Annotated in this window: 26 protein-coding genes and 1 tRNA gene; 11 read left to right on the top strand and 16 right to left on the bottom strand. The window is 71.2% G+C overall.

Annotation, left to right across the window (positions count from 1 at the left end; all coding sequences use genetic code 11):
- Positions 1-4 precede the first annotated feature (4 nt).
- Together FS532_RS05800 and FS532_RS05795 are read right to left on the bottom strand one after the other, a co-directional pair.
- Positions 5-946, bottom strand: a complete 942-nt coding sequence (locus FS532_RS05800) for a carbohydrate ABC transporter permease (RefSeq protein ID WP_176505504.1) — start codon at positions 944-946, stop codon at positions 5-7.
- Between the two features lie 15 nt (positions 947-961).
- Complete coding sequence (locus FS532_RS05795; protein ID WP_260852585.1) at positions 962-1,930, bottom strand: carbohydrate ABC transporter permease; 969 nt, start codon at positions 1,928-1,930, stop codon at positions 962-964.
- Positions 1,931-2,128: 198 nt separating this feature from the next.
- Between FS532_RS05795 and FS532_RS05790 the strand changes: the two genes are divergently transcribed.
- Together FS532_RS05790 and FS532_RS05785 are read left to right on the top strand one after the other, a co-directional pair.
- The gene (locus FS532_RS05790; RefSeq protein WP_144752561.1) at positions 2,129-3,364 is read left to right on the top strand and encodes a Gfo/Idh/MocA family protein; all 1,236 of its coding nucleotides are present in this window, start codon (positions 2,129-2,131) and stop codon (positions 3,362-3,364) included.
- A 70-nt stretch (positions 3,365-3,434) separates the two neighbouring features.
- Positions 3,435-4,451: a LacI family DNA-binding transcriptional regulator gene (locus FS532_RS05785; RefSeq protein ID WP_260852584.1), complete on the top strand. Its 1,017-nt coding sequence runs from the start codon at positions 3,435-3,437 to the stop codon at positions 4,449-4,451.
- A gap of 65 nt (positions 4,452-4,516) precedes the next feature.
- Here FS532_RS05785 and FS532_RS05780 read toward each other — a convergent pair whose 3' ends face one another.
- Complete coding sequence (locus FS532_RS05780; RefSeq protein ID WP_144751257.1) at positions 4,517-4,978, bottom strand: winged helix-turn-helix transcriptional regulator; 462 nt, start codon at positions 4,976-4,978, stop codon at positions 4,517-4,519.
- Between the two features lie 84 nt (positions 4,979-5,062).
- Between FS532_RS05780 and FS532_RS05775 the strand changes: the two genes are divergently transcribed.
- The 5 genes from FS532_RS05775 to mtnN all read left to right on the top strand — a co-directional run bounded on the left by FS532_RS05775 (position 5,063) and on the right by mtnN (position 7,999).
- Positions 5,063-5,761: an SDR family oxidoreductase gene (locus FS532_RS05775; RefSeq protein WP_144751255.1), complete on the top strand. Its 699-nt coding sequence runs from the start codon at positions 5,063-5,065 to the stop codon at positions 5,759-5,761.
- A 37-nt stretch (positions 5,762-5,798) separates the two neighbouring features.
- Positions 5,799-6,200 carry a hypothetical protein gene (locus FS532_RS05770; RefSeq protein ID WP_144751253.1) on the top strand — a complete coding sequence of 134 codons (402 nt, stop codon included), beginning with the start codon at positions 5,799-5,801 and terminating at the stop codon, positions 6,198-6,200.
- A 49-nt stretch (positions 6,201-6,249) separates the two neighbouring features.
- Complete coding sequence (locus FS532_RS05765) at positions 6,250-6,663, top strand: hypothetical protein (protein ID WP_144751251.1); 414 nt, start codon at positions 6,250-6,252, stop codon at positions 6,661-6,663.
- Positions 6,660-7,145, top strand: a complete 486-nt coding sequence (locus tag FS532_RS05760) for a nucleotidyltransferase (protein ID WP_144751249.1) — start codon at positions 6,660-6,662, stop codon at positions 7,143-7,145. The genes FS532_RS05765 and FS532_RS05760 overlap by 4 nt, the downstream gene beginning before the upstream one ends.
- Before the next feature lie 143 nt (positions 7,146-7,288).
- Positions 7,289-7,999 (top strand): 5'-methylthioadenosine/S-adenosylhomocysteine nucleosidase, encoded by a 711-nt coding sequence (mtnN, locus tag FS532_RS05755; protein WP_186321930.1) that lies wholly within the window; start codon positions 7,289-7,291, stop codon positions 7,997-7,999.
- Between the two features lie 24 nt (positions 8,000-8,023).
- Here mtnN and FS532_RS05750 read toward each other — a convergent pair.
- The 3 genes from FS532_RS05750 to serS all read right to left on the bottom strand — a co-directional run bounded on the left by FS532_RS05750 (position 8,024) and on the right by serS (position 10,417).
- Positions 8,024-8,111, bottom strand: a tRNA-Ser gene (locus tag FS532_RS05750).
- Between the two features lie 186 nt (positions 8,112-8,297).
- The gene (locus FS532_RS05745) at positions 8,298-9,152 is read right to left on the bottom strand and encodes an HAD family hydrolase (protein WP_144751245.1); all 855 of its coding nucleotides are present in this window, start codon (positions 9,150-9,152) and stop codon (positions 8,298-8,300) included.
- A complete protein-coding gene (gene serS / locus FS532_RS05740) occupies positions 9,149-10,417 on the bottom strand; it encodes a serine--tRNA ligase (protein WP_144751243.1) in 1,269 nt (422 codons plus the stop codon). Before serS ends, FS532_RS05745 begins: the two co-directional genes overlap by 4 nt.
- A gap of 116 nt (positions 10,418-10,533) precedes the next feature.
- Between serS and FS532_RS05735 the strand changes: the two genes are divergently transcribed.
- Complete coding sequence (locus FS532_RS05735; RefSeq protein ID WP_144751242.1) at positions 10,534-11,604, top strand: diacylglycerol/lipid kinase family protein; 1,071 nt, start codon at positions 10,534-10,536, stop codon at positions 11,602-11,604.
- Between the two features lie 135 nt (positions 11,605-11,739).
- On the opposite strand, the gene pheA is transcribed toward FS532_RS05735, so the two are convergent.
- The 4 genes from pheA to FS532_RS05715 form a co-directional block, all read right to left on the bottom strand.
- Positions 11,740-12,696: a prephenate dehydratase gene (gene pheA / locus FS532_RS05730; protein ID WP_144751240.1), complete on the bottom strand. Its 957-nt coding sequence runs from the start codon at positions 12,694-12,696 to the stop codon at positions 11,740-11,742.
- A 61-nt stretch (positions 12,697-12,757) separates the two neighbouring features.
- Entirely contained in the window at positions 12,758-13,303 is a 546-nt protein-coding gene (locus tag FS532_RS05725) for a MarR family winged helix-turn-helix transcriptional regulator (protein ID WP_079236889.1), read from the bottom strand.
- Positions 13,304-13,331: 28 nt separating this feature from the next.
- The gene (locus FS532_RS05720; protein WP_144751238.1) at positions 13,332-13,766 is read right to left on the bottom strand and encodes a hypothetical protein; all 435 of its coding nucleotides are present in this window, start codon (positions 13,764-13,766) and stop codon (positions 13,332-13,334) included.
- Positions 13,763-15,133: a molybdopterin-dependent oxidoreductase gene (locus FS532_RS05715; RefSeq protein WP_260852583.1), complete on the bottom strand. Its 1,371-nt coding sequence runs from the start codon at positions 15,131-15,133 to the stop codon at positions 13,763-13,765. Before FS532_RS05715 ends, FS532_RS05720 begins: the two co-directional genes overlap by 4 nt.
- An 18-nt stretch (positions 15,134-15,151) precedes the next feature.
- Between FS532_RS05715 and FS532_RS05710 the strand changes: the two genes are divergently transcribed.
- The 3 genes from FS532_RS05710 to FS532_RS05700 are packed head-to-tail and all read left to right on the top strand — an operon-like array spanning position 15,152 to position 17,879.
- Positions 15,152-16,564, top strand: a complete 1,413-nt coding sequence (locus FS532_RS05710; protein WP_144751236.1) for a glycosyltransferase family 87 protein — start codon at positions 15,152-15,154, stop codon at positions 16,562-16,564.
- Between the two features lie 5 nt (positions 16,565-16,569).
- Entirely contained in the window at positions 16,570-17,637 is a 1,068-nt protein-coding gene (gene moaA / locus FS532_RS05705) for a GTP 3',8-cyclase MoaA (RefSeq protein ID WP_144751234.1), read from the top strand.
- A 2-nt stretch (positions 17,638-17,639) separates the two neighbouring features.
- Positions 17,640-17,879 (top strand): MoaD/ThiS family protein, encoded by a 240-nt coding sequence (locus tag FS532_RS05700; protein WP_260852582.1) that lies wholly within the window; start codon positions 17,640-17,642, stop codon positions 17,877-17,879.
- A gap of 188 nt (positions 17,880-18,067) precedes the next feature.
- Here the strand turns inward: FS532_RS05700 and FS532_RS05695 are convergent, their stop codons facing one another.
- From FS532_RS05695 to FS532_RS05670, 6 genes are read right to left on the bottom strand one after another with little or no spacing between them, the layout of a single operon-like run.
- On the bottom strand, positions 18,068-19,168 hold the full coding sequence (locus tag FS532_RS05695) for a calcium:proton antiporter (protein ID WP_144751232.1): 1,101 nt from the start codon (positions 19,166-19,168) through the stop codon (positions 18,068-18,070).
- Entirely contained in the window at positions 19,165-20,196 is a 1,032-nt protein-coding gene (locus FS532_RS05690) for an ABC transporter ATP-binding protein (protein WP_144751229.1), read from the bottom strand. Before FS532_RS05690 ends, FS532_RS05695 begins: the two co-directional genes overlap by 4 nt.
- Positions 20,193-20,984, bottom strand: a complete 792-nt coding sequence (locus FS532_RS05685; protein WP_144751228.1) for an ABC transporter permease — start codon at positions 20,982-20,984, stop codon at positions 20,193-20,195. Before FS532_RS05685 ends, FS532_RS05690 begins: the two co-directional genes overlap by 4 nt.
- Positions 20,981-21,802, bottom strand: coding sequence for a molybdate ABC transporter substrate-binding protein (gene modA / locus FS532_RS05680; protein ID WP_144751226.1), 822 nt, complete (start codon positions 21,800-21,802; stop codon positions 20,981-20,983). Before modA ends, FS532_RS05685 begins: the two co-directional genes overlap by 4 nt.
- Positions 21,799-22,854: a HesA/MoeB/ThiF family protein gene (locus FS532_RS05675; RefSeq protein ID WP_144751224.1), complete on the bottom strand. Its 1,056-nt coding sequence runs from the start codon at positions 22,852-22,854 to the stop codon at positions 21,799-21,801. The genes modA and FS532_RS05675 overlap by 4 nt, the downstream gene beginning before the upstream one ends.
- Positions 22,851-23,258, bottom strand: a complete 408-nt coding sequence (locus FS532_RS05670) for a TOBE domain-containing protein (protein ID WP_144751222.1) — start codon at positions 23,256-23,258, stop codon at positions 22,851-22,853. The genes FS532_RS05675 and FS532_RS05670 overlap by 4 nt, the downstream gene beginning before the upstream one ends.
- Positions 23,259-23,337 lie beyond the last annotated feature (79 nt).

Here is a 23,337-nt window from a genome sequence, read left to right as displayed (position 1 = left end):
GTGCCTACTTGATTCCGGAGAAGCCGATGGAGTTGACGATGCGCTTGGCGAAGACGCCGAACAGCACGATCATCGGGAGCGCCGCCACCAGGGTCGCGGCCATGAGCCCGGCCCAGTCGGTGCCGGACTGCGGGGTCTGCGACTTGAAGACGCCGAGCGCGACGGTGAGGACCCGCGAACTGTCCGTGTACGAGACCATCAGCGGCCAGAAGTAGTCGTTCCAGCTCGTGATGTACGTCAGGACGGCGAGGGTGGCGATCGGGGCGGCAGCCATCGGGATCACCAGGCGGAAGAACACCCGGACCTTGCCGGCGCCGTCGATGAGGGCGGCTTCCTCGACCTCCTTCGAGATGCCGAGGAAGAACTGCCGCAGGAAGAACACCGCGAACGGGGTCATGAACATCGTCGGCAGGGCGATCCCGAGCAGGTTGTCGACGAGCCCGAGCTGCTTGATGAGGGTGAAGTTCGGCAGCAGCGTGAAGATCGCGGGGACCATCAGGCCGGCGAGGAACACCGCGAAGACCTTGTCGCGTCCGGGCCAGCGCAGGCGGGCGAAGGCGTAGGCGGCAGCGGCGGAGAAGAACACCTGGCCGACGGTGACGAGGGTCGAGACGATGACGGAGTTGCCGAGGTAGCGCCAGAAGTTGAGCGCTGCGCCGGAGCCGCCCTGCTCGAGGGCCTCCTTCGTGGACTGCAGGCCGAAGACCCGCTCGAACCCGCCGAGGCTGAACCCGACGGGCAGCAGGGAGGTCGGGTCGGAGTTGATCGCGCCGTTCGACGACAGGGCCGTGCGGAGGATCCAGTAGAAGGGGAAGAGCGTGATCACGATGACGGCGATCATCGCGACCCACGCGAGGATCCGGCCGATCGAGGGGCGACGACGGTGCGCGGCGCCCGGACGGGGCTGGCGCTTCGTGGTGACGGAACGGGTGAGTGTCGTGGTCATGGTCGGACGCTCCGTTCAGTCCAGGTCCGACTCACCCGAGCGGGTGAGGCGGTACTGGATGATCGTGATGATGCTGAGGACGATGAGGAGCGCGACCGACACGGCGGACGCGTAGCCGAACTGGAACCGGCCGAAGGCCAGGTTGTAGATGTAGTTCTGCACGACGTTCGTGGCGTTCGCGGGACCACCCTGCGTGGTCACTGCGACGGTGTCGAACACCTGGAACGACCCGATGACGGTGATGATCAGCACCAGCGACAGGATCGGGCGGAGCAGCGGCACGGTGATGCGCCAGAACATCTTCCACTCGCTCGCGCCGTCGATGCGCCCGGCCTCGTAGACCGTCTCGGGCAGCGACTGCAGGCCGGCGAAGATGAGGAGCGCCGTGTAGCCGACGTGTCGCCAGACGTTGATGAGTGCGATCGACGGGATGCCCCACACGTCGCTCTGCAGGAACGGGATGCGGTCGAGGCCCAGGGCGGCGAGCATCTCGTTGCCGATGCCGAGCTGGGTGTCGAGGATCCACAGCCAGACGAGTGCCGCGACGACGTTCGAGACCAGGTACGGCGCGAGGACGATGCCGCGCACGAAGGTCGACTTCGTCAGGCGGTGCATCATCACGGCGATGAAGAGCGCCACGACCGTCTGGATCACGATGTTGATGACGACGTACTCGACGGTGACGACCATCGAGTGCCAGAAGATCGAGTCCTGCGCGAGTCGGACGTAGTTCTGCATGCCGGTGAACTCCGGCGGGGTGAGCAGGTTGTAGGACGTGAAGCTGAGGTAGATGCCACGGACCGTCGGCCACGCCAGGAACACGGCGAAGCCGATCGCCGCCGGTGCGATGAACACCAGCGCGAGCCAGAGGTCGTTCCGGGGGCGACGCCTCGGCGAGGTCGTCCGGGCACGGGCGAGGGTGGCTCCCCTGCTCCGTGGGCGGGTGGTCGTCAAGGGTGACGACACAGGGCTCTCGGTGGCCATCGCGACTCCTTCGTCTGCGGTGGACTGACGTGCAGCAGTCCGTGAGCCGGGAATCTACACGTGGGGACTTGCGGTGGCAAGAGCGATTTTTGTGCGCAGATGTCGGGGTTGTCACGAGTAGACAACCGTGCCAGGATGGCCCCCGATCGCATCGGAGCGACCTGCTCGGCGACGCATCCCACACCCCTGGAAAGGTCACTGATGATCTCAATCGGAATGGTCGGCGCAGGCCAGTTCGCCCCGCAGTTCGCGAAGCTGTTCAAGCTGCACCCCGACGTCGACCGGGTCTTCGTGACCGACCTCGTCGACGACCGCGCATCGGAACTCGTCGAGTCGCAGCACCTCGACGGCACGTTCGACGACTTCGACGCCGTGCTCGCATCGGACGTCGACGCGGTGGCGATCTTCACGCAGCGGTGGACGCACGGCCCCCTCGTGGTCAAGGCCCTCCGCGCCGGCAAGCACGTGTACTCGGCCGTACCGATGGCGATCTCGGTCGAGGAGATCAGCGCCATCATCGAGGCCGTCCGCGAGACCGGCCTCACCTACATGATGGGCGAGACGAGCTACTACAACCCGGCGACGGTGTTCGCGCGGAAGCAGGTCACCGAGGGTGCGTTCGGCCGCGTCTTCTACGCCGAGGGCGACTACGTCCACGACATGGACCTCGGCTTCTACGCCGCGTACCAGTTCAGCGGCGGCGACCAGTGGAAGCAGACCGCCAGCTACCCGCCCATGCTCTACCCGACGCACTCGGTCGGTGGCGTCCTCGGTGCCATCCCCGGCCACGCCGTCAGCGTCAGCTGCATCGGTGTCAAGGACGACCGCGGCGACGGGGTGTTCGACAAGGACGTCAGCCAGTTCGACAACGACTTCTCGAACGCCACCGCCCTGTTCGAGCTCGACAACGGCGGGGTCATGCGCATCAACGAGATGCGCCGCGTCGGCTACCCGTCGCACATCCGCGAGTCCCGCTTCCGCTACTTCGGCACCGAGGCCAGCTTCGAGCAGCTCGCCAAGGTCAGCGTCTGGCAGGACAAGGAGGACTCGCACGACATCAGCGACCGGATCAACACCAAGGCGACGATGGACCTCGACGACCCGCGCCTGGCCGGGGTCGATCCCTCGCTGCGCGACGCGTTCGTCTCCGGGTACGCCGAGGTGCACGACACCGACCGCCTGCCGGCCGAGTACGCGGGGGTCCCGACCGGACACGAGGGCAGCCACCAGTTCCTCGCCGACGACTTCGTCCGCGCCGTCGTCGACCGGACCCTGCCGCCGGTGAACGCCTGGACCGCCGCACGGTTCACGCTGCCCGGGATCATCGCCCACCAGTCCGCGCTGCAGGGCGGCGTCCGCCTCGAGGTGCCGGACTTCGGCGACGCCCCCGCGACGGCCGATGCCGCGTCCGCCAGCGGTGCGAGCGCCGTCTAGGATCACAACAACCGTCGTTCGGGTGCCGATCCGCACGGATCGGCACCCGAACTCGATCCAGGAGGCGTCCGTGACCAGCCCGACGACCCCGAGGGCGGTCACCCGCGCAGACGTCGCCCGGTACGCGGGCGTCAGCACCTCCGTCGTCAGCTACGTCGTGCACGACGGCCCCCGCCCGGTCGCCGCCGAGACGGCAGCCCGGGTCCGCGACGCCATCCGGGTCCTCGGGTACCGCCCGAACGCGAGCGCGCAGGCCCTCCGCACCGGGTCGTCGAAGATGCTCGGGCTCATCGTCCCCGAGCTCGACAACCCGCTCTGGTCCGAGGTCGCGATCGCCGTCGAGCAAGCCGCCGCGGCACGGGGCTACGACGTCCTCATCTCGAGCAGCGACGGCGACGTCGCCCTCGAGCGCGACCGCATGCGCAGCCTGTCCGCCCGCCAGGTCGACGGCCTCATCGTCACGAGCATCATGACCCGCCCCGACCTCTCCACCGTCGTCGATCCGGGGCTGCCGATGGTCCTGCTCAACACCTTCTTCGAGGTCCCCGACTTCGCCAGCACTGGCGTGGACGCCCGCCGCGGCGCGTTCGACGGGACCGCGCACCTCGCCGGGCACGGGTACCCGTCGATCGGGCTCGTCATCGGGCACGCGGGTTCCGACACGGACCTCCGCGAACAGGGCTGGCAGGACGCGCTCCGCGAGCACGGCGTGCAGGACGGCCCCATCGTCCGCACCGAGTTCTCCCGCGCGGGCGGCTACACCGCCGGCCTCCGCATGTTCGGGTCCGCCAACCGACCGCGCGCCGTGTTCGTCAGCTCCGACATGCAGGCAGTCGGGGTGCTCCGCGCCCTGTACGAGCTCGGGCTCTCCGCGCCGACGGACGTCGCGATCGTGTCGTTCGACGGCACCGCCGAGGCCGACTTCACGAACCCGCAGCTCACCGCGGTGCGACAGCCGATCGACGCGATGGCGGCCGGCGCGGTCGACCGGGTCCTCGGGCGGGTGGCGGGCGAGCAGTGGCACCGTGACCTCGTCCCGGCCGCGTTGGTGCTCGGCGCGAGTTGCGGGTGCGACGTGCGTCGCTGACGCACCCACCTGTCGGCCTGGAGGCACTGTGCGGGCCCGACCCGCGCCTCCCGGCCGTCACCTGGTCACGTTCCGGACGTGTGCCCCAGCACCGCCTTGAGGTCGCCGAGCGGGACGCGGCGCTGCGCGACGCGCGTGACGGCGGCAGCCTCGACCGGCTCGCCGGTCTCGGCGTCGACGAACCGGAGGTCCGACTTCAGGTCGGTGCGGCGGTGCCGATCCGCCCACCCGCCGAGCGCGAGGAGCACGAGCGAGAGGTCGCGCCCCGCGTCGGTGAGGACGTACTCCTCGCGGACGCGACCGCCCTCCGGCTTGTAGGCGGTGCGTTCGAGCACACCGCCCTCGACGAGGGAGCCGAGACGGGCGGTGAGGACCTCGCGCGGGATGCCGAGGCTCTGCTGGAACTGACTGAAGCGGGTCGAGCCGGCGAGGGCGTCGCGGACGATCATGAGCGTCCACTTCTCGCCGAGGACGTCGAGGGAGCGCGCGATGGGGCAGCGCTCGTCGCCGCCGAGGATGCCGAGCATGCCGTCATCCTATCTGGGTTCGGAATGCAGACACAACGTGCTAGGTTCGGTTTCCGTACTCAACCTCTCTCGACTGGAGCACCCATGACCGACCTCACCGACGCGATCGTCCTCGTCACCGGAGCGAACGGCGGCCTCGGCGCCGAGTTCGTGCAGCAGGCCCTCGACCGCGGCGCCGCCAAGGTCTACGCGACCGCACGGAACCCCCGCACCTGGGACGACGAGCGCATCGTCCCCCTCCCCCTCGACGTGACCAGCCAGGCGAGCGTCGACGCCGCCGCCCGCACGGCGGCGGACGCCACCATCGTCGTGAACAACGCCGGCGTCGGTGGATCGGCCCCGCTGCTCGAGACCTCTGTCGAAGACGTCGAGCGCGTCTTCGCCACGAACGTCTTCGGTGCCCTGCGGGTCGCCAAGGCCTTCGCACCGACCCTGGCCGGCGGCGCCCTCGTCGACGTGCACTCCGTGCTGAGCTGGATCGCCCTCGGCAACGGGTACTCCGCGTCGAAGGCGGCGTTCTGGTCGCTGACGAACTCGCTGCGCCTCGAGCTCGCACCGCAGGGCACGCAGGTCGTCGGCGCGCACCTCGGGTACACCGACACCGGGATGACGGCGGACCTCGACGTCGAGAAGGCCGACCCCGCGGTGATCGTCGCCGCGATCTGGGACGCGGTCGAGGCCGGGGAGCACGAGGTGCTGGCCGACCAGATCAGCCGGGACGTCCGCGCCGGGCTGAGCGCTCCCCTGGTGGCGCTGTACCCGGGGCTCGCCGCGGCGGTCTGACCTCGGCGACCGCAGCCCCCGCCGCTACCATGACCGCATGGTGACGACGGGGGCGGTCGCGGTACGACGGACGGGGTGGACGTCAGCGAGGTGGGCGGCGCTGTACTGGGTGACGGTCGCGCTCGGGGTGGTCGGCGGGGGCGGGTCGTGGCTCTGGCTGTACCTGGCCTCCGAGGAGGCCACGCGCGGGGCGACACCGGACCGCACGGGCGCGAACCCCGGCATCCCCATGGGGCTGACCGGACTCGTGCTCGGCCATCTGGTGGGGGCGGTCCTGCTGCTCATCACAGCGCGGCTCGCTCGACGCCGGGGTCGTTCGGCTGTGGTGTTCGCGATCGCCGGGCTGGTGATCGGATCCGGCATCGGGTTGGCGCTGTCCCTCCAGTTGACCGAGGGGCACGTGGTCGTGCCATGGCCCCACGAGCCGTTCGTGCCCTGAGACACAGCCTGCCGACCGGCGTCAGCCGTGGGCCCGTAGAATCCTGTGCATGGCCGGGAACGCGCTCCTGATCCCGCTCGCGACGGCAGCGGACCTCATCCGCGATGCCCTCCGAGCAGGGCGCACTGCTGCCGCGGACCGCGCTCTCACCGATGCTGTCAGCCGGATCCTCCACGCCGCTCCGGGGACCACCGTCAGCGAGGACGTCACCCGACCGGCACCGAGCGTCGGTGACGAGCACTACGACGCGCTGCTGACGACCTCGTTCGCGTGGGCCTTGCTCCGGATGGGTGTCGAGCCACCACAGTGGATGCTGGACGCCCAGCCGCTCGAGCGCGAGTGGTTGTGGGACGGCGACGACGAGGCGTCGCCCGAGTGGCGGTCGTTCATCAAGGAGCGGACCCCGGAGATGTTCCTCGGAAAGAACATCCTGCTCCGCGAGCGCGACCTCGAAGCTGCATGACCGAGCAGTACCGTCTCCTCTCCGGCGACGAGGTCATCGAACTACTCGGCGAGATGCTCAACCGACTGGCGGAGCGCGGCGTCGAGGTGGAGACGTACATCGTCGGCGGCGCAGCCATCGCCGTCCATCTCGGGCGAGACGAGGTCACACCTGACATCGACGGCCTGTTCCGACCGATGGACGAGGTGCTCGTCGAGGCGCGAGCGATGGCACGGGAGCACGGACTGGACCCGGAGTGGATCAACTCCCGCGCGTTCTCCTTCATGGAGTTCTCGCCGAGCGACGACGTGGAGGCGCTCCACACCACGATCCACGACCGCCCCGTCGTCGTCGCTTCGAAGCAACGCCTCCTGGCCATGAAGCTCGCAGCCTCCAGGCCGAAGGACCGCACGGACATCAACCGTCTCATCGTGGACCTCACATCCACGACGCGGATGACCTTGTCGCGATCGCTCGTGAGGCCTACGGCGAGCACAGCATGACGCTGCCGAACGATCCCGACGAAGTCCGTCTGATCGCGGAGGAAGCGCTCCGGCGTGCCGATACTTGGCGAAACCGGCGCGCCGGGGAGCGCTGAGGTTCAACCTCGGCACCGGGGTCCGGCATGACGTGCGAGGATCGGGCAGTGCAACTCCCTTCCCCCGTCGCGGTCGTCATCGCAGCCATGAGCGAAGAGGTGTCCGCGTTCGCATCGCTCTTCGAAGGTGTCCCGATCCTCGACGGGCCCGTCGGCGGGCACGACGAACACCACCTGCTCGACATCGACGGAGCCACGGTCGCGGTGCGCCGGAGCGGCATCGGGTTCGCGAACGCCACAGCCGCGGTCGCGCACGCCTTCCACGACTTCGGATCGGGGGTCCCGGTGATCAGCGTCGGGACGGCCGGCGGACTGATGCACGGCGTCGAGATCGGCGAGGTCGTCGTCGGGGACCACTACGTCAACCTCAATGCGGACGCCACAGCCTTCGGCTACGCACTCGGGCAGGTCCCGGGCATGCCGACCGGCTACGAACCCGACGACCGACTGGTCGGACTCGCGCTCGCCTCCGACGCCGGGTACCGCATCCGGGCGGCGACGATCGGCTCGAGCGAGATCTTCGTGACCGAGGGTCGAGCGCGCACCCTCCGCGCAGCCTTCCCCGCGGTCGCGGCCGTCGACATGGAGTCCGCCGCGATCGCGCAGTTCGCGCACGTCCACGACATGCCGTTCGTCTCGGTCCGGTGCATCAGTGACCTGTGCGCGCCGGACGGCGACGAGTTCAAGGAGCACCTCGACGGAGCGGCCGCACGTGCCGCCCGCGTGGTGCACGACGTGGTGGCGGGTCTCGTCATCTGATCGCGGGACGCGACCGCGTCCCCATGGCGGAGGGTGTGGGATTCGAACCCACGAGACATCTCTGCCCACCTGTTTTCAAGACAGGCTCCATCGGCCGCTCGGACAACCCTCCGTGACGCGACCACGTGGCGAGACGTGACCGCGTCCCGAGAAGTCTAGCCGAGCCTCCAGGCCGCGCAGCGGGACCGACGCAACGTGCGCTGTCCCGCGCAGTGTGCGAGGCGAACTCCCTGGCACGGTGCGCGGAACCTCGCACCGTACGAACCAGCGCCGACGCGAACCGTCGGACCCGCGCGCGTCAGCGCGGCAACGAGTCGAGCGCGGCCGCCAGGCCGTCGTCGGTGACGCCGCCGGTGAGCTCGTTGCCCGCGTCCACGACGTCGTCGGGCGCCTGGCCCATGACGACCCCGCGGCCCGAGGTCGACGCCCACCGGAGCATGTCGATGTCGTTCCGCCCGTCGCCCGCGGCGAAGACCCGGGAGCGCGGGATGTCGAGCCACTCGCGGACCCGCTCCATCGCGGTGGCCTTCGTCACGCCCTCGGGAGCGATGTCGAGCCACGACGTCCAGCCGACCGAGTACGAGACCTTGTGCAGCCCCATCTGCTCGACGACCTGCAGGAAGTCCTCGGTGTCGTGCCCGGGCGAGATGACGACGACCCGGGTGGCCTCGACGCCGAGCAGCCGCTCGAACGGGACGTGCTCGCCGGCTACGGTCATGGCGTCGTCCGGGAAGTTGCCGGAGAGCAGGAACTGCCCGGCCTCGTCCTCGACGCCGAAGGCCGCGTTGGCGAGCGCGCCGTGCACGGTCTGCAGGACCTCGGACGGGTCGAACTTCTCGACGTGCACCCGCTCGTAGGAGCCGTCCGGACGGCGAGCCAGGGTGAGCGCACCGTTGGCGCAGACGAGGTACTTCGGCTCGATGCCGAGCGTGTCGAGCAGGGGCACCGTCATGCCCTCGCTGCGGCCGGTGGAGAGCATGACCTCGTGCCCGGCGGCCTCGACGTCACGCAGAGCGGCGATCACGGCCTCGGTGACGACACCGTCCTCGCGCATGGTGGTGCCGTCGATGTCGAGCGCGACCAGCCAGCGCTTGGTGCGCACGGAACCGCCGGACCCCGAACCGCCGTCGACGAACCGCCCCTGCGTGCTCATCGGGGTTCGATCACCTCGACGCCGCCGAGGTACGGACGGAGGACCTCCGGCACCACGACCGAACCGTCGGCCTGCTGGTGGGTCTCGAGGATCGCGACGATCCACCGGGTGGTCGCGAGCGTGCCGTTGAGGGTGGCGACGGGGGCGGTCTTGCCGCTCTCGGTCCGGTAGCGGATGTCGAGGCGACGGGCCTGGAACGTGGTGCAGTTCGACGTCGAGGTGAGCTCGCGGAAGGTGCCCTGCGTCGGCACCCAGGCCTCGATGTCGTACTTCTTCGCCGCGCTCGTGCCCAGGTCGCCGGCAGCGGTCTCGATGACGCGGTAGTGCAGCCCGAGGTCCTGCAGCATCTGCTCCTGGTACGACACGAGGCGCTCGTGCTCCGCCTCGGCCTGGTCCGGGTGCACGTACGAGAACATCTCGAGCTTGTTGAACTGGTGCACGCGGAGGATGCCGCGGTTGTCCTTGCCCGCCGAGCCGGCCTCGCGTCGGTAGCAGGTCGACCAGCCGGCGTAGCGGTGCCCCTCGCCCGACTCGTCGAGCGACAGGATCTCGTCCGAGTGGAACCCGGCGAGGGCGACCTCGCTCGTGCCGGTCAGGTAGAGGTCGTCGGCCTCGAGACGGTAGACCTCCGCAGCGTGCTCGCCGAGGAAGCCGGTGCCCGCCATCGTCTCGGGGCGCACGAGCGTCGGGGTGATCAGCGGTTCGAAGCCGGCGGCGATCGCACGGTCGAGGCCGAGCGACATGAGGGCGATCTCGAGCCGGGCACCGAGGCCGCGCAGGAAGTAGAACCGCGAGCCGGAGACCTTCACGCCGCGCGGGATGTCGATGATGCCGAGGTGCTCGCCGAGGTCCGCGTGGTCCTTCGGTTCGAAGTCGAACTCCGGCTTGGTGCCGACGGTGCGGAGCGTGACGAAGTCGTCCTCGCCACCGGCGGGAACGCCGGGCAGGACGACGTTCGGGATGGACCGGACGACGCTGTTGAACGTGTCCTCGGCGGCGGTGACGGTGGCCTGCGCCTCCTTCACCTTCGCGGCGAGTGCCTGGGCCTGCTGCACGAGCGCGGCCTTCTCGTCCTTCGGGGCCTTCGCGACGGTCTTGCCGAAGGCGTTCTGCTCGGCGCGGAGGGACTCGAACGAGGTGATCGCGCTCCGCCGTGCCGCGTCCGCGGCGACGGCCTCGTCGACGACGGCCACGGAGGCGCGGCGCGCCTCCTGCGAGGCCTTGATGACGTCCGGGTTGTCGCGCAGCAGCTGGGGATCGATCACCGCTTCATCCTAAAGGGACGGACTGGAGGCGCGTGGCGGCGCCGCCACGCGCCTCCAGTCCGTCACCGGGTCACGCCGGGCGTCCGCTCGCAGCATCCGATCGGTACCGTTGGTGCATGTCGACCCCTTCGGAGACCGCGCCCGCGGACCAGGACGCCCTCCAGACCGAGCAGCGGACGGCCGCGGTGGTCTACAACCCCGTCAAGGTCCACCTGCCGACCCTCAAGCAAACCGTCGAGAAGCACCAGCAGGAGGCCGGCTGGGCCGAGACCCTGTGGTTCGAGACGACCGAGGAAGACCCGGGCGGCGGGATGGCCCGCGCCGCGCTCGAGGCCGGAGCCGACGTCGTCGCCGCTGCCGGCGGAGACGGCACCGTCCGCGCCGTGGCCGAGGTGGTGCACGGCTCCGACGCCTCGCTCGCGCTGCTCCCGAGCGGCACGGGCAACCTGCTCGCGCGGAACATGAAGCTGCCGCTCGACGACCTCGGCGGCATGGCGAAGGCGATCTTCTCCGGCAACGACCGCTCCATTGACTTCGGGCAGATCGGCGTCGAGCGTCCCGACGGCTCCCGCGACGAGTTCGGCTTCCTGGTGATGGCCGGCCTCGGGCTCGACGCCCGGATGCTCGCGAACACCCGGCCCGGGCTGAAGAAGCGCGTCGGGTGGTTGGCCTACCTCGACTCGCTGTTCCGCTCCGTGCGGGACACCGACGGCTTCGAGTTCAAGTACCGGCTGGACGAGTCGGCGCGCAACGGCTCCGTGCGCGCGCACTCCGTCATCGTCGGCAACTGCGGCATGCTGCAGGCCAACGCGATGCTCCTGCCCGACGCCGAGATCGACGACGGGGTGTTCGACATCGTCGTGATGCGTCCCCGTGGGTTCTTCGGCTGGGTGCGGATCGGCGCGCGGGTGTTCTGGGAGAACGCGATCCTGCGCTGGTTCCACCGCTCGTCACTCGGCAACACCGTCGTCGGGCGTCGGATCACCACGGCGGCGAAGCAGGAGCGGCCACTGCGCTACATGCGTGGCGAGGAGTTCGTGCTGCGGCTGACGAAGCCGGACGAGTTCGAGATCGACGGCGACCCCGTGGGCGAGATCGTGGCGTTCCGCGCGCAGATCGACGCCGGGTCGCTGGACGTGCGGGTCCCCGTGATCGAGCCGCACACCGGGCGCGGTCGCAAGAAGTAGGGGCGGCCCGACCTCGCACGGTGCGAGGTCGGGCTCGCAGTGTGCGAGGTTCCGCGCAGTGTGGGACGCGATCGTCGTCCCACGGTCGTCGGAACCTCGCACGCTGCGGACGGCGCGCAGCGCGCAGCGCCCGCGTCAGTGCGCGTCGGGCTCGCCGGAGACGATCGCGCGGAGCCAGTCCCGGGCCTCGACGAACGCCGCGTCCGAGTAGCGCGTCGGGACCTCGGGGCGGATCCCGTCGGCCCGTGGGTACGACCCGAGGAACGTCACGCGCGGGCTGAACCGACGCAGGCCGAGCAGGGCGTCGGCCACGCGTTCGTCCTGCACGTGCCCGTCGAGGTCGATGACGAACCGGTAGCGGCCGAGCTCGTCACCGATCGGCCGCGAGGACAGCAGGCCCATGTTGATGCCCCGGGTCGCGAACTGCTCGAGCATGTCGACCAGCGCCCCGGGGTGGTCGGCGGGCAGCTCGACGATGACGCTCGTCTTGTCGGCGCCCGTCGGTTCGGGGAGCGCCAGCGTCTTGGAGACCAGGACGAAGCGGGTGACGGCGGAGGCGTTGTCCCCGATCGAGGACGCCAGCACCTCGAGCGCGTAGTGGTCGGTGATCCCCGGGGGTGCGACCGCGGCGTCGGCGGTCGGGTGCTCGTCGAGCAGGGCAGCGGCGGCCGCGACGTTCGACGACGCCGGGATGTGCCCGTGCCCGCGGACGTTCGCCTCGAGCCAGTTGTGGGTCTGCGCGTAGGCCACGGGGTGGGCGTTCACGGTGCGGACGTCGGCGAGCGCGGTGCCGGGGCGGGCGACGAGCACGAAGTCGACGGGGACGAGGTACTCCCCCACGATCCGGACGCCGGGGATCCGGGCGAGGGCGTCCTGCGTGGCGCTGACCCCGCCGTCGACGCTGTTCTCGATCGCGATCACGGCGCCGATCGACCGGCCGCTGACGACGTCGTCCAGGGCTTCACCCACGTTGTTGACGCTGCGCCAGGGCTTCCCGGCAGCGGCGTCGACGAGCTTGAGCGCCGCCTCGGTGAAGGTGCCGGCGGGTCCGAGGTAGGAGTACGTGTCGGACGGCGCGGCGGGCTGGCTCATGGGGCGAGCCTATTGCAGGGCCGCACGGCGGCCACGACGGGCCGCACGACCGCCGCGACCGTCAGTCGGTCGCCGTGCCGGTCAGCCGTGCCTCGCAGATCGCGGTGTCGTCGTCGTCCCGCGGGTAGGTCAGGGCGGCGAAGCGCCGTTCGGGGTCGAGCCGGGTGAGCAACGCCGCGGCGATGCCGTCGAGCTGGCCGACCTGCTCCTCGGTGAGGGCGTCGATGACCACGCGACGGGCGGTGCGCACGTGGTCGGGGGCCGCGTCGACGATCGTGGCGTAGCCGGCGTCGGTGAGCCGGACGTCGGTCGCACGCCGGTCGTCGGTGGACGGGCACCGCGAGACGAGCCCGCGCTTCTCGAGCCGGGACACCACGTGGGACAACCGCGGCAGGGACGCGTTCGTGGCCGAGGCGAGCGCCGACATCCGGAGGGTGCGGGACTCGGTCTCCGAGAGCATCGCGATGACCATGTAGTCGAAGTGCGTCAGGTCGGCGTCGCGCTGGAGCTGCTGGTCGAGCGCCGCCGGCAGGAGCTCCATGACGGCGACGAGCTTCATCCACGCGCGGAGCTGGTCGCGCGTGAGCCACGGGGTCTCGTCGGTCATACCGGCATCCTAGCGAATGGTTGTCGGTTCAACCAGTAGACGGCGTCGTCCGCCGACGCCGTGCAGCGACGACCAGCACGGCGGCCACCACGAGGACCAGCACGCCCTCGACGACGAGCAGGCGCAGACCGTAGTCGAACGGCAGCACCGTGTCGTTCTTCGTCCCGTGCGCCTTCGCCGCGATCTCCGGCAGGACGACCAGCGCGAGGACACTGCCGAGCACCACCACCGCCTGCACGACGACGAGCGCCCAGACCCGGAGCGTCCGCCCGGCCCGACGGAGCAGCAGCCCGACGGCGACGACGAACGGCGACAGGATGGCGTCGTGCAGGATCACCGCGCCGAGCAGCCACGTCGCGAGGCCCCAGATCCGGTTCGGCCGCACGGTCGTCACCATGACGTACGCCCCGAACGCGATGACCAGGACGCCGACCACGACCAGCACGATGCGTGCGACCTTCACCGGATCACCTCGATCTTCTCGATCCACTTCGTCTGCAGCACCCCGGGCCGCCCCGGAGCGATGATGCGCGCCGGGAACCCGTGGTCCAGGTCGAGCTTCTTCCCGTTCAACTCGAGCGCGACGAGGGTCGTCGGGTCCTCGGCGTACTCGGGACCCATGTCCATGATCCGGTAGCCGCCGTGCCGCTCGAGGCTCGTGACGCGCACGTGCGACCCCGGCGGGGCCTGGACCGCGGCGAGCAGGTCGCGCATCCGGACGCCCTTCCAGGAGGCCATCTGACTCCAGCCCTCCACGCACGAGATCGGGAGGTCGACCTGGGTGGTGCCCAGTGCGACGAGCTCGGCGCGCACGAAGGTCCGGCTGACGTCGTGGCCGACGACCGTGAGGGTCCAGTCCGCGGCCGTCGCGGTCGCGAGGACACCGGCGGCCCGGGCCGTGCGGTTCACCGGCAGGTCGTTCGGGCCGCGGTGCCGCTGACGCGCCCCGAAGACGTTGAACGGTTCGGCGAGCTTGTTGGACTGCCCGGCCGTCAGGGCGACGACACCGACCGTCGCCGCTGCGACACCCGCGAAGAAGCCGCGTCGGGCGACGCGCTCACGTCGACCCTGGGTCGCCTCGGGAGACTGCCTGGAGGCGCGGCTCGCCTCCGTCGCATCGGCCTGCGTGGTCGGAGCGGGAGCGCCGTCGACCCAGCGCAGGACCCTGCCGGTGAGGCCGCGGGGGTAGGAGGCGACCACGGACGCGACCGCAGCCGGCGGGACGGAGTCGGTCCGTGCCTCCAGGCCGGGAGGCAGCAGCTCGCTGCCCACGGTCGTGTCCGCGACGAACCGACCGTGGGCGTCGTACGCGTCGCGCTTCCGCCAGTACCGCGCGATGATCCGCAGCTTCGTGCCGATGTGCAGTACGAGGGACCCGATGAGCACGTACGACAGTGCGTAGTGCACCTGGCGGAACGGGAACGGCCACGGGTACCACTGGTACGTGTTGACCAGACCGGTGGCGACCTGCACCAGCGCAGCCGACACGAACACCGCGATCGACACGCGCTCCAGCAGGTGCAGCACGCCTCGCACGGGTGGGACCTGCGCGAGAGCGGGCATGACAGCGTTGAGCTTCGCGACGAGCAGCGGGATGATCGCGATCCCTGCCGTGATGTGGAGCCCCTGCGTGAACTGGTAGAGCTGCGTCGGCCGCGTCGCGAACCGCATGCCGGGCAGGGGGTCCTGCAGGAAGTGGCTGAAGAGGCCGGTGCCGAAGCACACGAGGAACGCCACACCGAGCAGTCGTCCGAGCACGACGGCCGAGCGCGCGTTGCGGTTGGGGGACGCCATCGTCGCCCGGGCGTCCAGCAGCAGCCGCCGCAGCACGGATAGCCTCAGGACACGATGAGCGAACGACTGCGCCCCGGCCGACTCCTGCCGACCGTCCTGGCCGTGGTCGGGGTGCTGGCCCTCGCGGGCGTCATCGCCGTCGGCGTCACGCATCTGGGCTTCCTCCGATCCGGTCATCGTGCTCCATTCGTTGCGTGGACCCTGATCGCTTGGACCGTGTTCGCCGGAGCGGTGCTGGCGTTGCGGTTCGTCCCCGCGAAGTGGATGACGTGGCTCGTGGTCGGCGGTGGCCTGGTGGTCGGGCTCGCCGCCATCGCCGGGCCGCCGAACACCAGCACCGATTCTGCTCGGTACGCCTGGGACGGCATCGTCCAGCACGCCGGGATCTCCCCGTACGCGCACACGCCGCAGTCGACGGCATTGTCCGGTCTGCGCCCCGATTGGCTGTTCCCGGACAAGATCGACGGCACGTGCGACCCGCTGCAGCCCCGGTACCGCGGCCTCGGCGACGGCGCGCAGGGGCACTGCACCGCGATCAACCGGCCGGACGTGACGACGATCTACCCGCCGATGGCCCAGCTGTGGTTCGCCCTCGTCCGCGCGTTCGTCCCGGCCACGGCGCAGTACATGCCCTTCCAGATCGCGGGCCTCATCGTCTCGCTCGGCGTCACGCTCGGGCTGGTCGCGGTGCTCCGTCGGCTCGGTCGCCCGACCTGGTGGGCGGCGCTCTGGGCGTGGTCGCCGCTCGTCGCCTCCGAGGCGGTCACGAACTCGCACGTCGACCTGCTCGGCGCCGCACTCGCCACGGCCGGCGCCGTGCTCGTCGCGTTCGGACGGCCGATCTGGGGCGGCATCGCCCTCGGGGCGGCCACCGCGACGAAGCTCATCCCCGCGATCGTCTACCCGCCGTTGCTCGGGCGGTGGCGGAACTGGTGGGCGATCCCGGTCGGGATCGCCGTGTTCGGGCTGCTCTACGTGCCGTACGTGCTCACCACCGGCCTCGACGTGCTCGGGTACCTGCCGGGCTACCTGTCCGAGGAGGGCTACGAGGACGGCTCCCGGTTCGCGCTCGTCTCGCTGGTCTTCAAGGGCGACGCCGCGACGATCGTCGTCGGGCTGCTCGTGCTCCTGGCGGCGTTCGTGGCCTGGCGGTTGTCCGACCCGTCGCGGCCGTGGTCCGGCGAGGTCCTGATGATCGGCGTGACCTTCCTGGCGGTGAGTCCGCGGTACCCCTGGTACGCCCTGCTGCTCATCCCGTTCGTGGTGCTGTCCGGCCGGTGGGAGTGGCTGTCGATCGGCCTCGCCATCGCGCTGCGCGGCGTGTGGCCGTCGGTGGACGCGTACCGGTGGTGGCTCGCCGCGGCGGTGCTCGTCATCGTCGTCGTCACGCTCGTGCGCACGCGTCGATCGGACTGGGTGCGCTGGGGACGGCTGTTGTCGTTCCGTCGGCTCGACCACGTACGCTGACGCCCATGGCACCCGCGACCCTGCTCGGTTCGACCGGCGCGTCCGCCTCGTCGGACCCGTCCGGGCTCGTCGACCGGTTCGGCCGTCGCGCCGTCGACCTGCGGGTGTCGCTGACCGAGCGCTGCAACCTCCGCTGCACGTACTGCATGCCCGCCGCCGGACTGCCGTTCGCGCCCGACGACCAGCTGATGACCGCGGCCGAGATCGAGCGGCTCGTCCGGATCGGGACGTCCAGGTTCGGCGTGCGCAAGGTCCGGTTCACGGGCGGGGAGCCGATGCTCCGTCACGACCTCGTCGACGTGATCGCCCGGTGTGCCGCGCTGCCGGACGCCCCCGAGCTGTCCCTGACCACGAACGCGATCGGCCTCTCGCACCGCGCCGCCGCCCTGTACGCCGCCGGACTCCGGCGGGTGAACGTGTCGCTCGACACCGTCGACCCCTCGGTGTTCGCCGAGGTCACACGACGACCGTTCCTCGACAAGGTCATCGCCGGGCTGTCGGCCGCGCACGACGCCGGACTCGCGATCAAGGTGAACGCCGTCCTGCTGCGCGGGGTCAACGACGCCCTGGCGCCGGACCTCATGCGCTGGTGCCTCGAGCGCGGCTACGAACTGCGGTTCATCGAGCAGATGCCGCTCGACCCCGACCACGCGTGGGACCGCACCTCGATGGTCACCGCGGCCGAGACGCGTGCGATGCTCTCGGAGTCCTTCGAGCTCGTGCCGGACGACGCTCCGCGCGACGGCGCCCCGGCCGAACGGTTCCGGGTGCTCGCCCGCACGGCCGACGGGGGCGTCGGTCCGGAACTCGGCACGATCGGCATCATCGCGAGCATCACCGAGTCCTTCTGTGCCGACTGCACCCGCACCCGCCTCACCGCTGACGGACACGTCCGGAGCTGCCTGTTCTCCGACGAGGAGACCTCCGTCCTCGGTCCGATGCGCGACGGCGCGAGCGACGACGAGGTCGCCGAGCTCTGGCGCCGGGCGATGTGGGCGAAGCCGCGCGACCACGGCGACGACACCGACGACCTCGTGCACCCGACGCGGGGCATGAGCGCGATCGGCGGCTGAGGGTGACGACGATCCGGTTCTTCGCGGCTGCCCGGGCGGCGGTCGGCGTGGACGAGGTCACCGTGACGGCGCCGGACCTCGGCACGGCGCTGGGCGGTGTGGACGCCACCGATCCGTCACGGTGGCTGGCGCTGCAGGAACGGTGCTCGTACCTGGTCGACGGCGTGACCACCCGGGACCGGTCGACCTCGCTCGAGGGCGTTGCGGTCGTCGACGTCATGCCGCCCTTCGCCGGGGGCTGAGCGGGGCGCGGGAAGCCCTGCCGTCCTGTTCGCGTCGGCGTCGTTCTGTCCCATCACGCATGCAGGAGGAAGCGCTTTCGCGCATGGGGTGCAGGAACTTCCGGCCTCCTACGCGCGGAACAGCCTCCTACGCGCGAAACAGCCTCCTACGCGCGGAACAGCTGCCGACGCGCGGAACGGCCCGGGCCCTACGGGGAGACCGACAGCACGATGAACGCGGCGAAGATCACCAGGTGCACCCCGCCCTGCAGCCGCGTCGCACGTCCGGGCAGCACCGTGAGCACCGCCGCGACGATCGTCAGCGCGAGCAGCACGATCTGACTCGGTCCGAGCCCCAGCAGCAGCGTGCCGGGCATGAACAGGGACGCCACGGCGATCGACGGGATCGTGAGGCCGATCGACGCCATCGCCGAGCCCATCGCCAGGTTGAGGCTCGTCTGGATCCGGTTCCGGGCCGCTGCCTTCGACGCCGCGATGCCCTCGGGCAGCAGGATGAGCAGCGCGATCACGACGCCGACGAACGACGGCGGGAACCCGACCGCGGCGACGCCGGCCTCGATCGCGGGTGACTCGACCTTCGCGAGTCCGACGACCGCGACGAGCGCGAGCAGCAGCAGCCCGAGCGAGGTCAGCGTGGCGCGGCCCGTCGGACGCGCGGCGTGGGCGTCCTCCGATTCCTCGAGCACCCCGCCGGACCGGCCGACCGGCAGGAAGAAGTCACGGTGGTGCACCGTCTGCGTGAACACGAAGAGCACGTAGAGCGCCAGCGAGGCCAGGGCGACGAAGACGAGTTGCGCGCCGGTGAACGACGAGTCGTCGGTGCCGGTGGTGAACGTCGGCAGCACGAGGGTGAGGACCGCCAGTGCCGCGACGGTCATGGTCGCCGCGGACGCACCCTCCTGGTTGAAGCGCACGGTGTTGTGCCGGAGCGTGCCGATCAGGATCGCAAGCCCGACCAGACCGTTCATCGTGATCATCACCGCCGAGAAGACGGTGTCCCGCGCCAGCGTCTCGGCCTTCGCCCCGCCCGAGCTGGAGAGCGCGATGATGAGCGCCACCTCGATGATCGTCACGGCGACGGCGAGGACGAGCGACCCGAACGGCTCCCCCACCCGGTGCGCGACGACCTCGGCGTGGTGCACCGCCGCGAGGACCGTGCCGGCCAGGACGACGGCCACGACCACCACGACGAACGTTCCGAGGTCGTGCCGGCCGAACGACAGTGCGAGGACGATCGCCGCGATCACGGGGATGCCGACGGGCCAGGACTTGGCGATCCAGTTTGTCACTGGGACATCTTGGCACCGGCCGGCTCGTAGACCGTCACCTCGGCCGCCGGCACGACGATCCGGACGGGCTCGCCCGTTGCGAGGGCGAGGGTGGCGGCGACCGAGACGGTCACGTCGGCGGCGAGCTCCCCCGCGCGCACGCGGACCAGCCCGTCCCGCGGTTCGAGCGCCGTGACCGGACGCTCGGGCCCGGCGCCGTCCCGCGTCGGGCGCGCGGCCGTCGGGTGGTAGACCGCCAGCACGGGCCGGCCTGGAGGCACGGTGTGCGTCCTCGACGCCAGCGCACCCCCGCCGTCGATCGCGATCCCACCCCGCGTGGCGGTCCCGCGGACGAGCGTCAGCCCGGAGAAGGACGCCGCGAACGCGCTGGTCGGGCGACCGAGGACGTCGGCGGTGGTCCCGGACTCGACGACGCGTCCGGCTTCGAGCACGACGATGCGGTCCGCGAGGGCGACGGCCTCGAGGGGGTCGTGGGTGACGAGGAGCGTCGGACGACCGGCGCGGGCGGTGCCGAGGGCAGCGCGGACCTCGGCGCGTGCATCGACGTCAAGAGCCGAGGTGGGCTCGTCGAGGAGCAGGAGCGCCGGATCCGTGGCGACGGCCCGGGCGATCGCCACGCGCTGGGCCTGCCCACCGGAGAGCGTCCCAGGTGCCCGATCTGCCAGGCCGGCCACGCCGACGGCCGCGAGCGCCGCGGACGACCGGTGTCGTGCCTCCCGGCCGCCTGATCCGGTCGCGCGCGGTCCGTAGGCGACGTTGCGGGAGACGGAGAGGTGCGGGAACAGGTCCGCGCGCTGCGCGACGAGGCCGACCCCGCGGCGGTGCGGCGGGACGCGCGTGAGGTCCCGGTCACCGAGCAGGACCTCGCCGTGCCGGGTGCGCAGCAGCCCGGCGAGCGCCTCGACGACCGTGGACTTGCCAGCGCCGTTCGGCCCGACGAGCGCGACGCACTCCGCTGAGCCGATCTCGAGCCGGACGTCGACGTCGCGCTCCGGGACGAGGACGTGGGCGCGCAGGCCGCCGGTCACGCGACGACCGCCCGGGTCCGGAGGGCCGAGGCCCCGATCACGACGAGCGCGACCACCACGAGCACGAGGGCGAGCGCGACGGCCGTGTCCGGGTCGATCTCCCGCTGCAGGTAGATCTCGAGGGGCAGGGTGCGGGTCACGCCCTGCAGACTGCCCGCGAACGTCAGGGTCGCACCGAACTCGCCGAGGGCACGGGCGAAGCAGAGGACGAGTCCGGACAGGATGCCCGGCAGGACCCGCGGCGTCGTGACGGTGAGGAACGTGCGGGTCGGACCGGCACCGAGCGTCGCCGCCACGCGTTCGAACCGATCACCGCCGACGCGGAGCGCACCCTCGATCGACGACACCAGGAACGGCATCGCGACGAACGTCTGCGCGATGACGACGGCGGTCGTGGTGAACGCGATGCGGAGGCCGTGGTCGTCGAGGAACGCCCCGACGACACCGAGGCGGCCGAACGCCGCGAGGAGCGCCAGCCCGCCCACGACCGGCGGCAGCACCAGGGGCAGCAGGACGAGCGCCCGGGCGACACCGACCCACCGCGAGGTCGAGCGCGCGAAGAGGACGGCGAGCGGGTAGCCGAGCACGAACGCGATGCCCGTCGCGGCCGCCGCGGTGCCCAGGCTCAGGCCGAGGGCGCTCAGGGACGCGGGCGACGTGACGAGCGCACCGAACGAACGCCAGTCGACGCGGCCGACCATCGCGAGCACGGGCACCACGACGAACAGGCCGCCGAGCACCGCCGGGACCGGGAGCCACCACGGCACCGGGGCCCGGCCACGGGTCACGGCGCCCCGAAGCCCGCGTCGGCGAGCACCTTCTGGCCGGCGTCCGACCGGACGTAGGCCGTGAACGCCGCCGCGAGCTCAGGGTTGCCCGCGTCCTTCAGCACGCCGATCGGGTAGGTGTTGACGGCCTTGCTCGAGGCGTCGAACGGGACACCGTCGACCTTGCCGTCGGCGCCCTTCACGTCCGTGACGTAGACGAGCCCGGCGTCGGCCTGCCCCGACTCGACCTTGCCGAGGACGTCGGTCACCGACTGCTCCTCGCTGACCGGTTTGAGGTCCACGCCGCTGGCCTGCTCCACCTTGGCGGTCGCGGCGCCGCACGGCACCGGTGCGGCGCACGTCACGAGCTGCACGTCGGACGACGTCAGGTCGTCGAGGTCGGTGATCCCCTTCGGATTGCCGGGAGCGACCGCGATCTCGAGGACGTTCGTGGCGAAGTCCTTCGGTGATCCCGGCGCGACGTCGGTCTTCACGATCTTGTCCATGTTCGCCTCGTCGGCGGAGGCGAACACGTCCGCCGGGGCACCGTTGCGGATCTGCGTGACGAGGTCGCTCGATCCGGCGAACGAGAACGTGATCGAGGTGCCGGGGTGGGCGTCCTCGTACTGCTTGCCGAGCGTCGTGAACGTCTGCTGCAGCGATGCCGCGGCGAACACGGTGATCTTCCCCGTCGGGCCGGTGGTGGCGCTGGCGGTGCCGGTCGTCGCGGTGGACTCGGCCGTCGCGCCCGATCCGGTCATCGAGCAGCCCGCGAGGCCGATCACTGCGAGTGCGGCTGCGGCGACGAGTAGCGTGACGTCCCGCTTGTGCGTCTTCATTCGGCGATTGTATCCGCGTGTGCGGATATCGCGCCGCCTTCTCGCCGCCAGGCCTCGATGCCGCCGTCGAGGACCGTCGCCGACCGACCCGCCGCACGAGCAGCTCGGGCCCAGGCGGTGGCGCGGACGCCGCTGGCACAGACGACCACCACCGGTGCGCTCGGGTCCGTCAGGTCCTCGGGCCGCAGGCTGCCCGGGATGGTCCCGGTGGCGAGTTCGCCCGGGGTCCGGACGTCGACCAGGAGCGGACGTCCGCGATCGTCGCGCAGCCGTTCGGCGAGCGCAGCCGGGGCGATCCGCGGCGGGGCGTCGTCGACCTGCGCAGCCGGGCGGCGGGACGCGGGCCCCCGGCGGAGGGTGCTCTCGGTCCAGCGCCACCGCCGGGCGTCGACGGTGAGGACCCGGCCGAGCAACGGCTCGCCGATCCCCGCGACGAGGGCGGTGACCTGTGCGGCCATCACCGAGCCGACCGCCCCGCACAGTGCGGGCAGCACGCCGTCGAGCGCGCAGGAGCCCTCGTCGGGCAGTGCGTCCGGGTGCAGGTCGTGGAAGTCGATCGGCTCCGAACCACTGTCATGGAAGACCGAGACCTGCCCGTCGAGCCCGAGCACCGTGCCCCACACGAACGGGATGCCGGCGCGGGAGCACGCGTCCGAGATCGCGCGTGTGACCTCGACGCTGTCCGCGGCGTCGACCACGACGTCGTGCCCGGTGACGTGGTCCGGCCGGAACGGCTCGGCGAGCGCGACGACCTCGAGCTCCGGGTCGACGCCACGCACCCGTTCCGCGGCGCACTCGGCCTTCGGGAGGCCGACGTCCGCCGCTGCGAAGAGGGTCTGCCGTGCGAGGTTCGACGTGTCGACGACGTCGTGGTCGACGATCGTGACCCGACGCAGCCCGGCGCCCGCGAGGTACGTCAGCACCGGCGCGCCGAGTCCACCGGCACCGACCACCAGGACGCTCGCGTCGGCGAGCGCTCGGACGGCCCGCTCCCCCGCGCCCTCGAGCGCAGCGGTCCGGGAGGTCAGGCGTCGCCGTGCGTCGCTCGTCACGGTGCGGGCTCCGCGGGGACCTCGACCGACACCATCGTCGCCTTCACCGAGGCCACCGCGACGGCGCCGACCTCGAGCCCCAGGTCGTGGACGGCTTCGGCGCTCATCAGCGAGACGACCCGGTGCGGACCGCTCTGCAGTTCCACCTGCGCCATCACGCCGTCGACCGTGAGCGCGGTGACGATGCCGACGAACCGGTTCCGGGCGGAGCTCCGCGTGCCGGACGGGTCGTCGAGCTGCTCGCCCCGACCGCGGATGTGGGCGGCGAGTTCCGCGCCGTCCACCACCGTCCGGCCGGAGGCGTCGACGTCCCGGGTGAAGGTCCCGCCGTCGACCAGTCGCCGGACGGTGTCGTCGCTGACGCCGAGGTACCGCGCGGCGTCGCGGATGCGGAGCTTCGTCATGGTGTTCGCACCATACCGGTATGTGGAACTCTCAGTGTCGGCAGGCCTCCTGCCGGGCACCTGTCCAGACGCCCCGGCT

It is taken from the genome of Curtobacterium pusillum (assembly GCF_007673235.1).
Classification (GTDB): Bacteria; Actinomycetota; Actinomycetes; order Actinomycetales; family Microbacteriaceae; genus Curtobacterium; species Curtobacterium pusillum_C.
This window is presented reverse-complemented; position numbering and strand designations above follow the sequence as displayed.